Source organism: Rhodanobacter sp. FW106-PBR-R2A-2-24, assembly GCF_058789615.1.
Map to the genome: position 1 here is coordinate 3,294,333 of NZ_JBYTBV010000002.1, position 15,508 is coordinate 3,309,840.

At 66.9% G+C, this 15,508-nt stretch carries 5 protein-coding genes and 1 tRNA gene; 5 read left to right on the forward strand and 1 reads right to left on the reverse strand.

Features of this window, described 5'->3' with window-relative positions; genetic code table 11:
* Positions 1 to 10,551, forward strand: coding sequence for a filamentous hemagglutinin N-terminal domain-containing protein (locus AC3WQA_RS16120; protein WP_492676044.1), 10,551 nt, complete (start codon positions 1 to 3; stop codon positions 10,549 to 10,551).
* A gap of 55 nt (positions 10,552 to 10,606) precedes the next feature.
* The gene (locus tag AC3WQA_RS16125; RefSeq protein ID WP_492676045.1) at positions 10,607 to 11,686 is read left to right on the forward strand and encodes a hypothetical protein; all 1,080 of its coding nucleotides are present in this window, start codon (positions 10,607 to 10,609) and stop codon (positions 11,684 to 11,686) included.
* Positions 11,687 to 11,785: 99 nt separating this feature from the next.
* Here the strand turns inward: AC3WQA_RS16125 and tssA are convergent, their stop codons facing one another.
* Positions 11,786 to 12,832, reverse strand: coding sequence for a type VI secretion system protein TssA (tssA, locus tag AC3WQA_RS16130; RefSeq protein WP_492676046.1), 1,047 nt, complete (start codon positions 12,830 to 12,832; stop codon positions 11,786 to 11,788).
* Between the two features lie 189 nt (positions 12,833 to 13,021).
* Between tssA and AC3WQA_RS16135 the strand changes: the two genes are divergently transcribed.
* From AC3WQA_RS16135 to nusA, 3 genes are all read left to right on the forward strand, one after another.
* A tRNA-Met gene (locus AC3WQA_RS16135) sits at positions 13,022 to 13,098 on the forward strand.
* A gap of 194 nt (positions 13,099 to 13,292) precedes the next feature.
* Positions 13,293 to 13,832: a ribosome maturation factor RimP gene (rimP, locus tag AC3WQA_RS16140; RefSeq protein WP_492676047.1), complete on the forward strand. Its 540-nt coding sequence runs from the start codon at positions 13,293 to 13,295 to the stop codon at positions 13,830 to 13,832.
* 100 nt (positions 13,833 to 13,932) lie between these two features.
* Positions 13,933 to 15,438 carry a transcription termination factor NusA gene (nusA, locus tag AC3WQA_RS16145; protein ID WP_492676048.1) on the forward strand — a complete coding sequence of 502 codons (1,506 nt, stop codon included), beginning with the start codon at positions 13,933 to 13,935 and terminating at the stop codon, positions 15,436 to 15,438.
* Positions 15,439 to 15,508 lie beyond the last annotated feature (70 nt).

Sequence of the window (15,508 nt, forward strand, 5' to 3'; positions counted from 1 at the left end):
ATGAACAAGATCACGGGCAACACGTTGCGGGCATCCGTCGTCGCGGTCGACGCCAAGGGGCATTCCCTGCTCGACAGTCTGCATCGGCACCGGCTGGCGCTCGGCCTGTCGTTGGCGCTGGGTTCACTGCCGCTGGTGGGCAGTGCCATGGCGGCGGTGGCGCCGGGTGGCATCTCGCCCATCACCACGCCCATCGGCGGCGTGGTGGTCGGCGGTTCCGGCACCATCACGCAGGATGGCGCCAACACCGTCATCAACCAGCAGTCCACCCTGCTGGCGCTGAACTGGCAGAGCTTCAATCTGGGCAAGGATGCCTCGGTGTTGTTCAACCAGCCATCGTTCAACGCCATTGCGTTGAACCGCATCCTCGACCAGAACCCCAGCCAGATCTTTGGCCATATCAGCTCCAACGGCCAGGTCTTCCTCATCAACACCCACGGCATCATCTTCGGCAGCGGCGCGCAGCTGAATGTGGGCGGTCTGGTGGCGAGCACGCTGGATCTCACGCCCAGCGACTTCCTCGCCAACCATTTCAACCTCGACGCCCACGGTGGCAGCGCCGGCATCGTCAACCACGGCACCATCGAAGCCGCCAGCGGCGGCTCGGTGAGCCTGGTCGGCGGCAAGGTGGAGAACGACGGGCTGATCCTGGCCAACTACGGCCGCATCAACCTCGACGGCGCCGACAAGGCGGTGCTGGATTTCGACGGCGACGGCCTGGTCAGCGTGCAGATCACCGGCGCCCTGCAGCGCCGGCTCGACACCGACGAAGCCGCGGTGGCGAACAAGGGCACGCTGCGTTCCGAAAGCGGCACCGTGGTGCTGCAGGCGGCCGCCGCGAAGGATCTGTTCACCAACCTCGTGAACAACAGCGGCATGATCGACGCCCACGGCATCAGCACCGACGGCGGCGTGGTGCGGTTGATCGGCACGGGCGGCAATACCGTCAATTCAGGCACGATCAGTGCGAGTGGCGTGCATGGCGGCGATATCCGCGTACTTTCCGATCAAGACGTTCGCCTGACTGACGGGGTGCTGGATGCATCCGGTGCTCGCGGCGGTGGCGAGATATTGATTGGCGGCGACGAACATGGCGCCAATCCGCTGGTTCAGAATGCCGCGCATACCGAGGTCGACAGCAACGTAAGCATCAACGCGAGTGCCGGGCGGACGGGCGATGGCGGCAAGGTCGTGGTCTGGTCCGATCACGGCACCTGGTATCGCGGCCATATCGCTACCCGTGGTGGCGACGACTCGGGCAACGGTGGGTTTGTCGAGGTTTCCGGCAAGGACTACCTGTCGTTTCAAGGCACCGCGGATCGCCTGGCACCGCATGGCACGGCAGGTGTCCTGCTGCTCGACCCGACCGACCTGACCATCAGCGCCACGGGGCCAAGCACGGCATCGTGCTCGGTGGGTGTGTGTGATGGCGGCAGTGCATCGACATCGGTTTTGACGACGGCGGATCTGCAGACGGCGTTGGCAGGTGGGTCGGTCAAGGTCGATGCAACCGCGGGTACCGGGACGGGGTCCGGCAGCATCAATTGGACGGATGGCGCCGTGGATGCGGCTGGCCATTCGCTGACGTTGACGGCGACGACATCCATCACGTTTAACGGCACGCTCACCAATCTGGCCAATCTGACCTTCGTCGGAGCGTCGCTTTCGGGCACCACCGGGAGTGCGTCCGGCACCGGAGCGATCACGGGCTTGGGCAGCGCCGTATTCAACCTCACTGGCTTGAATGCCGGCAATGCGGATGGCATCACGTTCACCGGGTTCATCGCGGCGGATGCGGCAAAGGTTGCCGGGGCGTCCAGTTTCGATGTCTCCACCAAAACCAGTGATGGCATCGCCTTCGGCAGTGTGACCAACGTTGCAGGCACTGGTGCCAGTGCGACGATCACAGGCAGCAATGCGACCTATACGTTGACGGGCGCCAATACGGGCAGCAGCGGTACGGTGAGCTGGACTTCGTTCGGGAAGATCGCCGACAGCGGCGCCGGCACACTCAAGGGCACGGGGCAGACCTACACGTTGAGCGGCAGCAACGCCGGCACGGTATCGACATGGCTGCCGGGCGGATTCACTGGCATCGGCACCATCACCGACGCGACGGGCACGGTGAACCTCGGCACCGGCGGCGCGCTGACGGGCAGCGCGACGGCAAGCACGGTGAACTTCGGCACGAACGGCACGATTGGCGGCAGCGTGACGGCGCCGACGCTGGACTACAGCAGCTACGGTAGCGCGGTGAGCTTCGACCTGTCCGACGGTGCCGGGACGACGACGGGCATCGTTGGTACGTGGACGGGCGTGACCACGGTTACGGGCAGCGGCGGCGCTGACACGATCAAAGGCAGCAACGCGACCTACACGCTGACGGGCGTGAACGCCGGTGGCAACGGCACGGTGAACTGGAGTGCGTTCGAGAAGATCGCCGACAGCGGCGCCGGCACACTCAAGGGCGCGGGGCAGACCTACACGTTGAGCGGCAGCAACGCCGGCACGGTATCGACATGGCTGCCGGGCGGATTCACCGGCATCGGCACCATCACCGACGCGACGGGCACGGTGAACCTTGGCACCGGCGGCGCGCTGACGGGCAGCGCGACGGCGAGCGTGGTGAACTTCGGTACGAACGGCACGATTGGCGGCAGCGTGACGGCGCCGACGCTGGACTACAGCAGCTACGCCAGCGCGGTGAGCTTCGACCTGTCCGACGGTGCCGGGACGACGACGGGCATCGTTGGTACGTGGACGGGCGTGACCACGGTTGCGGGCAGCGGCGGCGCTGACACGATCAAAGGCAGCAACGCGACCTACACGCTGGCGGGCGTGAACGCTGGTGGCAACGGCACGGTGAACTGGAGTGCGTTCGAGAAGATCGCCGACAGCGGCGCCGGCATACTCAAGGGCACGGGGCAGATCTACACGTTGAGCGGCAGCAACGCCGGCACGGTATCGACATGGCTGCCGGGCGGATTCACTGGCATCGGCACCATCACCGACGCGACGGGCACGGTGAACCTTGGCACTGGCGGCGCCCTGACGGGCAGCGCGACGGCGAGCACGGTGAACTTCGGCACGAACGGCACGATTGGCGGCAGCGTGACGGCGTCGACGCTGGACTACAGCAACTACGCCAGCGCGGTGAACTTCGACCTGTCCGATGGCGCTGGGACGACGACGGGCATCGGCGGCACGTGGACGGGCGTGACCACGGTCACGGGCAGCGGCGGCGCCGATACGATCAAGGGCAGCGGCAAGACGTACCTGCTGAGCGGTGCCAATGCGGGCAGCGGTGGTGGTGTGGGCTGGACGTCATTCGAGAATATCGTCGACGCAACGGGCACGGTGAACTTCGGCACGGCGGGCAGCCTGAGCGGCAGCGTGACGGCGCCGACGCTGAACTACGGCAGCTACGCCAGCGCGGTGAGCTTTGACCTGTCCGACGGCGCCGGGACGACGACGGGCATCGTTGGTACGTGGACGGGCGTGACCACGGTTGCGGGCAGTGGCGGCGCTGACACGATCAAAGGCAGCAACGCGACCTACACGCTGACGGGCGTGGATGCCGGTGGCAACGGCACGGTGAACTGGAGTGCGTTCGAGAAGATCGCCGACAGCGGCGCCGGCATACTCAAGGGCACGGGGCAGATCTACACGTTGAGCGGCAGCAATGCCGGCACGGTATCGACGTGGCTGCCAGGTGGATTCACTGGCATCGGCACCATCACCGACGCGACGGGCACGGTGAACCTTGGCACCGGCGGCGCCCTGACGGGCAGCGCGACGGCAAGCACGCTGAACTTCGGCACGAACGGCACGATTGGCGGCAGCGTGACGGCGTCGACGCTGGACTACGGCAGCTACGCCAGCGCGGTGAACTTCGACCTGTCCGATGGCGCTGGGACGACGACGGGCATCGGCGGCACGTGGACGGGCGTGACCACGGTCACCGGCAGCGGCGGCGCCGATACGATCAAGGGCAGCGGCAAGACGTACCTGCTGAGCGGTGCCAATGCGGGCAGCGGCGGTGGTGTGGGCTGGACGTCATTCGAGAATATCGTCGACGCAACGGGCACGGTGAACTTCGGCACGGCGGGCAGCCTGAGCGGCAGCGTGACGGCGTCGACGCTGAACTACGGCAGCTACGCCAGCGCGGTGAACTTCGACCTGTCCGATGGCGCCGGGACGACGACGGGTATCGGCGGCACGTGGACGGGCGTGACGTCGGTCACGGGCAGCGGCGGCACCGATACGATCAAGGGCAGCGGCAAGACGTACCTGTTGAGCGGCGCCAATGCGGGCAGCGGCGGCGGTGTGGGCTGGACGTCATTCGAGAATATCGTCGACGCAACGGGCACGGTGAACTTCGGCACGGCGGGCAGCCTGAGCGGCAGCGTGACGGCATCGACGCTGAACTACGGTAGCTACGGTAGCGCGGTGAGCTTCGACCTGTCTGACGGTGCCGGGACGACGACGGGCATCGGCGGCACGTGGACGGGCGTGACCACGGTCACCGGCAGCGGCGGCGCCGACACGATCAAGGGCAGCGGCAAGACGTACCTGTTGAGCGGCGCCAATGCGGGCAGCGGCGGTGGTGTGGGCTGGACGTCATTCGAGAATATCGTCGACGCAACGGGCACGGTGAACTTCGGCACGGCGGGCAGCCTGAGCGGCAGCGTGACGACGTCGACGCTGGACTACAGCAACTACGCCAGCGCGGTGAGCTTCGACCTGTCCGACGGTGCCGGGACAACGACGGGTATCGGCGGCACGTGGACGGGCGTGGCGTTGGTCACGGGCAGTGGCGGCACCGATACGATCACGGGCACCGGTGCGACCTACACGCTGACGGGCCTCAATGCGGGCAGCAACGGAGCCGGCCTGAGCTGGACCTCGTTCGAGAAGATCGCCGACAGCGGTACGGGCACGCTCAATGGCGCGGGGCAGACCTACACCTTGAGCGGCAGCAACGCCGGCACGGTATCGACGTGGCTGCCGGGTGGCTTCGGCGGCATCGGCACCATCACCGACGCAACGGGCACGGTGAACCTTGGCACCGGCGGCGCCCTGACGGGCAGCGCGACAGCGAACACGGTGAACTTCGGCACGAACGGCACGATTGGCGGCAGCGTGACGGCGTCGACGCTGGACTACAGCAACTACGCCAGCGCGGTGAGCTTCGACCTGTCCGACGGTGCCGGGATGACGACGGGCATCGGCGGCACGTGGACGGGCGTGGCGTTGGTCACGGGCAGCGGCGGCACCGATACGATCACGGGCACCGGTGCGACCTACACGCTGACGGGCCTCAATGCGGGCAGCAACGGAGTCGGCCTGAGCTGGACCTCGTTCGAGAAGATTGCCGACAGCGGTACGGGCACGCTCAATGGCGCGGGGCAGACCTACACGTTGAGCGGCAGCAATACCGGCACGGTATCGACGTGGCTGCTGGGCGGTTTCAGCGGCATCGGCACCATCACCGACACGACGGGCACGGTGAACCTTGGCACCGGCGGCGCCCTGACGGGCAGCGCGACAGCGAACACGGTGAACTTCGGCACGAACGGCACGATTGGCGGCAGCGTGACGGCGTCGACGCTGAACTACGGCAGCTACGCCAGCGCGGTGAGCTTCGACCTGTCCGACGGCGCCGGCACGACAACGGGCATCGGTGGCACGTGGGCGGGCGTGACGTCGGTCACGGGCAGCGGCGGCACCGATACGATCACGGGCACCGGTGCGACCTACACGCTGACGGGCCTCAATGCGGGCAGCAACGGAGCCGGCCTGAGCTGGACCTCGTTCGAGAAGATCGCCGACAGCGGCGCGGGCACGCTCAATGGCGCGGGGCAGACCTACACCTTGAGCGGCAGCAATACCGGCACGGTATCGACATGGCTGCCCGGCGGCTTCAGCGGCATCGGCACCATCATCGACACGACCGGCACGATCAACTTCGGCACGGGCGGAAGCGTCACCGGCAACGTGACGGCCAAGGCGCTGGACTACAGCAGCTATGCCAGTGCGGTGACGTTCAACGTGCAAGGCCATTCGGCCGTCGGTATTGGCGGCAGCTGGAGTGGCGTGACTTCGGTCGTGGGCAGCAGCAACAGCGATACGATCACGGGCACCGGTGCGACCTACACGCTGACGGGCCTCAATGCGGGCAGCAACGGAGCCGGCCTGAGCTGGACCTCGTTCGAGAAGATCGCCGACAGCGGTACGGGCACGCTCAATGGCGCGGGGCAGACCTACACCTTGAGCGGCAGCAACGCCGGCACGGTATCGACATGGCTGCCCGGTGGCTTCAGCGGCATCGGCACCATCATCGACACGACCGGCACGATCAACTTCGGCACGGGCGGAAGCGTCACCGGCAACGTGACGGCCAAGGCGCTGGACTACAGCAGCTATGCCAGTGCGGTGACGTTCAACGTGCAAGGCCATTCGGCCGTCGGTATTGGCGGCAGCTGGAGTGGCGTGACTTCGGTCGTGGGCAGCAGCAACAGCGATACGATCACGGGCACCGGTGCGACCTACACGCTGACGGGCCTCAATGCGGGCAGCAACGGAGCCGGCCTGAGCTGGACCTCGTTCGAGAAGATCGCCGACAGCGGTACGGGCACGCTCAATGGCGCGGGGCAGACCTACACCTTGAGCGGCAGCAACGCCGGCACGGTATCGACATGGCTGCCCGGTGGCTTCAGCGGCATCGGCACCATCACCGACACGACGGGCACGATCAACTTCGGCACGGGCGGAAGCGTCACCGGCAACGTGACGGCCAAGGCGCTGGACTACAGCAGCTATGCCAGTGCGGTGACGTTCAACGTGCAAGGCCATTCGGCCGTCGGTATTGGCGGCAGCTGGAGTGGCGTGACTTCGGTCGTGGGCAGCAGCAACAGCGATACGATCACGGGCACCGGTGCGACCTACACGCTGACGGGCCTCAATGCGGGCAGCAACGGAGCCGGCTTGGGCTGGACCTCGTTCGAGAAGATCGCCGACAGCGGTACGGGCACGCTCAATGGCGCGGGGCAGACCTACACCTTGAGCGGCAGCAATACCGGCACGGTATCGACATGGCTACCCGGTGGCTTCAGCGGCATCGGCACCATCACCGACACGACGGGCACGATCAACTTCGGCACGGGCGGAAGCGTCACCGGCAACGTGACGGCCAAGGCGCTGGACTACAGCAGCTATGCCAGTGCGGTGACGTTCAACGTGCAAGGCCATTCGGCCGTCGGCATTGGCGGCAGCTGGAGTGGCGTGACTTCGGTCGTGGGCAGCAGCAACAGCGATACGATCACGGGTACCGGTGCGACCTACACGCTGACGGGTGCCAACTCCGGCACAAATGGCACGCTGAACTGGGCGTCGTTCGAGAACATTGTCGACGCGACGGGTACGGTGAACTTCGGCGCGTCCGGCAGCCTGAGCGGCAACCTGACGGCGCAGGCGCTGGACTACAGCGGCTACGGCAGCGCGGTGAGCTTCGACCTGTCCGCCGGCAACGGCTTGACGACGGGCATCGGCGGCACGTGGACGGGCGTGACCAAGGTCACGGGCAGCGCCAACACCGACACGATCAAGGGTGCGAACCAGACCTACACGCTGAGCGGCGTGGGCGCCGGCAGCAACGGCACGGTGAACTGGACCTCGTTCGAGGCGATCGCCGACAGCGGCGTCGGCACGCTGCAGGCCAGCGGGCAGGCCTATACCCTGACGGGCAGCAACGCCGGCACGGTGTCGGCATGGTTGCCCGGTGGTTTCAGCGGCATCGGCAACCTCATCGACGCGACGGGTACGGTGAACTTCGGCGCGTCCGGCAGCCTGAGCGGCAACCTGACGGCGCAGGCGCTGGACTACAGCGGCTACGGCAGCGCGGTGAGCTTCGACCTGTCCGCCGGCAACGGCTTGACGACGGGCATCGGCGGCACGTGGACGGGCGTGACCAAGGTCACGGGCAGCGCCAACACCGACACGATCAAGGGTGCGAACCAGACCTACACGCTGAGCGGCGTGGGCGCCGGCAGCAACGGCACGGTGAACTGGACCTCGTTCGAGGCGATCGCCGACAGCGGCGTCGGCACGCTGCAGGCCAGCGGGCAGGCCTATACCCTGACGGGCAGCAACGCCGGCACGGTGTCGGCATGGTTGCCCGGTGGTTTCAGCGGCATCGGCAACCTCATCGACGCGACGGGTACGGTGAACTTCGGCGCGTCCGGCAGCCTGAGCGGCAACCTGGCGGCGTCGACGCTGGACTACAGCGGCTACGGCAGCGCGGTGAGCTTCGACCTGTCCGCCGGTAACGGCTTGACGACGGGCATCGGCGGCACATGGACGGGCGTGACCAAGGTCACGGGCAGCGCCAACACCGACACGATCAAGGGTGCGAACCAGACCTACACGCTGAGTGGCGTGGGCGCCGGCAGCAACGGCACGGTGAACTGGACCTCGTTCGAGGCGATCGCCGACAGCGGCGTCGGCACGCTGCAGGCCAGCGGGCAGGCCTATACCCTGACGGGCAGCAACGCCGGCACGGTGTCGGCATGGTTGCCCGGTGGTTTCAGCGGCATCGGCAACCTCATCGACGCGACGGGTACGGTGAACTTCGGCACGTCCGGCAGCCTGAGCGGTAACCTGGCGGCGTCGACGCTGGACTACAGCGGCTACGGCAGCGCGGTGAGCTTCGACCTGTCCGCCGGTAACGGCTTGACGACGGGCATCGGCGGCACATGGACGGGCGTGACCAAGGTCACGGGCAGCGCCAACACCGACACGATCAAGGGTGCGAACCAGACCTACACGCTGAGCGGCGTGGGCGCCGGCAGCAACGGCACGGTGAACTGGACCTCGTTCGAGGCGATCGCCGACAGCGGCACCGGTACGCTTATCGCGGCCAATCAGGCATGGGCCTTGAGCGGCGGCAACCAAGGTACGGCGACCGATCTCGCTGGCGGCTTTACGGGCATCGGCAATTTGACCGACACCGGCAGCGGCCATTTCATCATACATTCCGGCGGCGACGGTTCGCTGTCCGGCAACCTCGATGCCGGCAGCAACGGCACGCTGGATTACACGGGCTACACCACGGCGGCGAGTGTCCACCTGGCGGGCACCGGATCGTCCGGCATCGCCGGCATGCTGACCGGCATCGCGGCGATCACCGCCAACAGCAATCTTGCCGTGGATGGTTCGACCGCCGGTTCGCTCGACATCACTGTCTCCAACCCGGGCGCCGTGACCACGCTCGGCGGTTTGGCCGTCGGCTCGAACCTGGCGGTCGATACCACCGGTTCGATCCAGCAAGGCAGCGGGGCGGTGAGCGTCCAGGGAACCACCACGCTGCAAGCAGGCGGCAATATTGCGCTGACCGATTCGGGCAATGACTTCGTAGGGGTGGTGACCCTCCAAGGCTTGAATATCGCCTTGGTTGACAAGAACGACCTCACCGTCGCGTCTGCGCTTGATGGCGACGGCAACAGCGTGGCGTTGACCGCGGGTGGTCAGCTGGTTACGACGGGCACGGTGTCCGGTGGCAACGTCAGCCTGAGTGGCGCCTCCGGCATCCAGCTCGGCGGCGATCTCACGGCCAGCCAGGCCGCCACGCTGAATAGCGCGGGTGGCTCCATCGTGCAGAACGGCGGCACCATTTCGGCCGGCACGCTGACCGGCAGCGCGAGCGGCGCAGCGACACTCACGGGTGCGAACCAGATCGGCACGCTGGGCAACTTCAGCGCGAACGGCTTCAGCCTGACGAACGCGCAGGCGTTGACGGTGGTCGGCGCGGTGAACGGCAATGCCAGCGTTGCGCTCACGACGACCAGTGGGGCTCTTGGTATCGGTGGCAGCCTGTCCGGTACGCTGGTGACGCTGCATTCCGCCGGGGCCATCGACGGCAGTGCCGGTGGATCGATCACCGCCGCCACCTTGACCGGCGGCGCCGCTGGCCCAACCACGCTGGGTTCGGCCAACCAGTTCATGGGCAATCACGTGGCCGTGCTCGGTGGTTTCAGTTCGCCTGCCGGTTTCAGTTTCACCGATGCGCAGACGCTGACGCTGGCCTCCGTCGGTGGCAGTACCTACACCGTGAACGCTGGGACGTCGGCCTTGTATCTGGGCGTGAATGGTGGCGATCTGCTGCAGCAGGGCACCACTGGGGCGTATGACGGCGTGGGCACATGGTCGGCGACGGGGGCGATTGGCACCTTGGTGGCGCCGATTTATGTCGTCGGTACGGGTGACCAGACGGTTTCCCACCTGGGTGTGGTGCCGGCCTATTTCTACGCGGTGGATGCGCAAGGAAACATCTTGCCGGTGCTGGGTGCGCCCAGCGTCAACGTGCCTACCTCGTCGTTGACCGGCAAGGCGCAAAATGGCAACAACCACGGCGACGCCTATATCGACCCCGGTATCATCAACGCCAATTACCGTTCGTTCGGTGTTGTGCCTTCCGGCATCCTGCTGCCGTCCGACCAGCAGGCTTGCCAGCCGGGGCAGCCGGCCACGGCGGATTGTCCGGCGGATGATTGAGTCGATGTCAGCACGACGTATTCCGCGTCCTTTGACGGCTTGCGTGGGCTTGCTCATGGCCGGCCTGATCGCCTGCCCGAGTCGGTTGCCGGCGCAGGATGCCGCGCGCCCGACCGGCGATTTCGTCCTGTCGCAGCTGGAGACGGCACAACAGGCATTGATGGCGCAGGCGCGACAGCGGCCCGACCTGGCGCTGGCTCCCGTGGCGAAGCAGCTGGTGCAGATGGGTGAAGCCCTGCGCGGCCAGTTGGGTAGCAACGTGACGCAGCCGGTGGAGATCCTCGGCGAAGCCGCCAAGGCGCAGGCCAGGCGTGCGGCTGCCGCTGCCCAACGCACCCAGGCTTATCTGGCGGTGGTGTCGGGGTGCCGCGGCGAGGAGGCCAAGGCCCTGGTCGCCGCACTGGCGCTGAATGTGCAACGGCTCGCCGCGCAGAATGCGTCCGGCAAGGGCATGGCGCCGGTGATCGATGCCGTGGAGACGGACGATCATCAACCGCTGTTCGTCATCCATCCCGGCACGGAGCCGCTGGATCTCGTGCTGACCGGCAGCGACTTGCTCGATCCCCAGTGCGCCAATCCCGCGGTGAGCCTGACCGATGCGCAAGGTCAACCGGCAGCCAGCCAGCCCGTCATCACGGCGGCGTCGCCGCAGCGGTTGGCGCTCAAGCTGGCCGGTCGCGCCGCGCTTGCGCCGGGCGGCTATGTGTTGCACGTAGTGCCACAGCGCAAGGCCTTTCTGCTCGGTTGCACCAAGCTTCCCGAGGCGTTGGCGGCGCTGCAGTTGGCGCCGCGGCCGGAGGTGCGGGTCGACTACGCCCTGAGCGCCCATTGTCGCGCGGGCGGGAGCGATGGGGAGGTGGCGCTCGCCCACGGCAGCCTGTCGGTGGCGGCGCAGCCTGGGGTTGCCGTGCCGCAGTTGGTGGATGTCTCGGCTTGCCCGAATCCGGTGAGCTACACCATCACCGCCTCGGCGCACTTTGGTGATGGCGAGCAGGCGACGACAGGGCCGGTCACGCAGGCGGCCGATGCCGGCATCACCGTCGGCCTGCCTGGCGGGCTGACCATGAGCTGGAATCCGGCCATCCATTCGTTGTTCGTCGCAAGGCAGGCCAAGCTCTGCCGCGGCAGCGATTGACGATGCCTGTTCCGCAGGGCAAGGGCTGAAGCGCCGGCGAAGACCCGGGGAAGGGCGGGATCAACCGGCGAGCCACAGCAGCCTGCGGCTCGCAGCGGCTCACTCGTCGCCGGTGCCGGAAATCACCTGGAATTCGGACAGGCCGCCGGGCGCCAGTTCCTTCATCAGATCGATGAAGTTGAGCCCCACCAGTCGCTGGGCACGGCGCAGCAGGTGCGGGATCGGGCTGGAGGGTTCGCGCCTGGCGTAGTAGTCGCAGATTTCGTCGAGCCGACGGATCACGTCCTGCGGCGACTCGATGCCGCGGCTGGCGGCAGCCCGGTTGCCGGAGCCAGCGTCGCCTGCGGACGGCGCATCGGCGTCCTCGGCGGCTGCCGCGTCGGCGGCTGGCATGCGTTTGGCCGTCTGCGCGTCGAGGAACTTCTTCAGTTCGTAGACTTCGCCAAGCAGCGGCTTGAAATCGGGGCCGGCGGTGCCGATGCGATCGGTGAACAGGGTGTCGATGGCGCGTGCGTGCGCCATGGCGCTGGCCACGGCCTCGGCGGCGGTGGCCAACTGCTCTTCCGGGCAATCCAGGCAGCAGGCTTCGATGTCGGTGAGGCTGGGCAGGGAGGTGCCGTCGTCCGTTGCCGCGACCTTGAGCGAGCCCTCGGCGATGCGCAGGTCGCGCAGGCTGAAGCGCCCGAGTCGGGGCGATTGCACGAAGGGCGTGCTGCGGAACAGGCCGAGGGCGGATTGCATGTCGGTCAGCGGCATCACGGCGTTGACGCGTGCGGTGGGGTCGTTGTCGTCTTCGGCATCGAGCTGCGGATGCACGTTGTCCCAGAGGTTTTCCAGTAGGCCGTGGATCAGCGCGAGGCCATCGGCCCAGCCGGCGAGGCCTTGCTGGCGTGTCCAGGCTGAGGTCAGGCACATGGCCACGCGCAGGTCGCGGCTGCGGCCGAACAACGACTCGCCCAGCGTGGCGACCTTGTCCCAGTCGGGTTCTTCGGCGGCCTTCACGCTGTCACCAACCGCCCGCTCGGCCTTGGGCGTGGCTTCACGCTCCAGCGTCTGGAACTCGGGGTCGTACTCCAGGTCGGGCCCGCAGGGCGCGTCGTCGGCCAGTGGCGAGCACAGCGCTTCCAGATCGTGACGAGCCATCATGTTTCCCCTTGTTCGCAAGCTCGCGATGGTACATCACAAACCCGGGACGTTGGCTCTGATCGGGCCTCGAGCCAGTGGCTCACGACGTCTCGTGGGTGTTGCATTCCAGCGTGGCAATGCCAACTGGAGTAGCGTCGCACGCAATCGTTGCGCTGGCATGGTGGTGTCTGTACACTGTGCGGACTCTGATGCGGGGTGGAGCAGTCTGGCAGCTCGTCGGGCTCATAACCCGAAGGTCGCAGGTTCGAATCCTGCCCCCGCTACCAGACTCTTTCTTGGACAAGAAAGCCTCCTCGTGAGGCTTTTTTGTTGGGCGCAAGGATGCGGTGCAGTCATGCGCGTCGCCGCGATGGCGGCAACGGCCCTGGCGCAGGACACTGGCGGGAACGCTCCGGTTTTTCAGGAGCAGGGAATGGGCCGTTCGCGCCCATTTTTTGTTTTCGCGATCTGGATGGCAACGATGGACACGCAGGCACTGGCACAACGCTTCAGTACGGTTCTGGCCGATCTTGGCCTGGAGTGCCTTGGCGTGGAGTTCTTCCCCGCGCAGGGGCAGGGCACCTTGCGCGTCTATCTGGACATCGCCGGGAGCGCGGCTCCGGATGCGGACGGCCAGCGCCGCGAAGTCGGCATCGAGGATTGCGAGACGGCCAGTCGCGAACTGTCCGCCTTGCTGGATGTGGAAGATCCCATCCCCGGCCACTACGTGCTCGAGGTTTCCTCGCCCGGCATTGATCGCCCGCTGTTCACCGCTGCGCAGTTCGCGCGCGTGCTCGGGCAGGATGTGAAGGTGCTGCTGCGCACGCCGCTGGACGGGCGCCGCCGCTTGCGCGGCAAGTTGGTGGCGGTGGATGGCGAGCGCATTGCGCTGGAGGCCGAGGGCAAGGCCTTCGCCTTCGACCACGGCCAGGTGGAAAGCGCCAACGTGGTGCCGGACTGGGTGGCCTTGGGCTACGCGCCCAAGCCCAAGCCCGGCAAGGCGCCAGCCAAGAAGAAATGAATTCACTGCGAATGGCGGTTCGCGGATACCGTCGTTCAACGGATGCACACGTAAATCAAAACCTGGCGGTCGCCACGACGGCGCCGATGGAGTAGTAGAAATGAGCAAAGAGCTTTTGCTGGTGGTCGACGCGGTCGCCAACGAGAAGGGCGTGCCGCGCGAGGTGATCTTCGGGGCGATGGAGGCTGCGCTGGCCTCGGCTGCCAAGAAGCGCTACCCCGAGGAAGATCCCGACATCCGCGTCGCCATCGACCACGACACCGGCGACTACGAGACCTTCCGCCGCTGGGAAATCATCGCCGATGACGGCGAGATGGAGTCGCCGTTCTACCAGCTGCGCCTGATGGACGCGCTGGACGAGCGCGCCGAAGCCCAGGTGGGCGAGTACATCGAGACGCAGATCGAGAACGCCGAGTTCGGCCGCATCGCCGCGCAGGCCGCCAAGCAGGTGATCGTGCAGCGCGTGCGCGAGGCCGAGCGCCAGCAGGTGGTGGATGCCTACAAGGATCGCGTGGGCGAGCTGATCACCGGCATCGTCAAGCGCGTGGAGCGCGGCAACATCTACCTTGACCTGGGCGGCAACGCAGAGGCCTTCATCGCGCGCGACAAGACCATTCCGCGCGAATCGGTGCGTGTGGGCGACCGCGTGCGTGGCTACCTGTATGAGGTGAAATCCGAAGTGCGCGGGCCGCAGCTGTTCGTGTCGCGCGCCGCGCCGGAATTCATGATCGAACTGTTCAAGCTGGAAGTGCCCGAAGTCGGCCAGGGCCTGGTCGAGATCAAGGGCTGCGCGCGCGACCCGGGCGACCGCGCCAAGATCGCCGTGCTGGCCCACGACACCCGCACCGACCCGATCGGCGCCTGCATCGGCATGCGCGGTTCGCGCGTGCAGGCGGTCTCCAACGACCTCAACGGCGAGCGCGTCGACATCATCCTGTGGCACGAGAACCAGGCCCAGTACGTCATCAACGCGATGGCGCCGGCCGAGGTGCAGTCCATCATCATGGACGAGGAAAAGCACTCCATGGACATCGCGGTGGCCGAGGACAAGCTGTCCCAGGCCATCGGTCGCGGTGGCCAGAACGTGCGCCTGGCCAGCAAGCTCACCGGCTGGCAACTCAACGTGATGACCCAGGATCAGGTTGCCGCCAAGAGCGAGGCCGAGCAGGAGGCTGCGCTGCAACTGTTCATGGACAAGCTCGAAGTGGATCAGGAGATCGCCAACATCCTGGTGCAGGAAGGCTTCTCCAGCGTCGAGGAAATCGCCTACGTGCCCAGCGCCGAGCTGCTGGCGGTGGAGGGCTTCGACGAGGACATCGTCGAGGAACTGCGCGCTCGCGCCCGCGACGCGCTGCTTACCGAGGCGCTGGCGGTGGAAGAGGGTGTCGACGAACACCAGCCCAGCGAAGAGCTGCTTGCGCTCAAGGGCATGGACGAGGACACCGCCTATGCGCTGGCCGCGCGTGGTGTGGTGTCGGTGGACGACCTCGCCGACCAGGCGGTGGACGACCTCATCGACATCGAGGGCATGACCGAGGAGCGCGCGGCCGCGCTCATCATGGCGGCGCGCGCACCGATGATCGAGCAATTGGAGAAGGGCGGCTGACCGCGGACGGCGGCGCCCCTGGACGGGCGCGCCGAGGAAGGCCGACGGCCTTCCACCACGGATGGCTGGG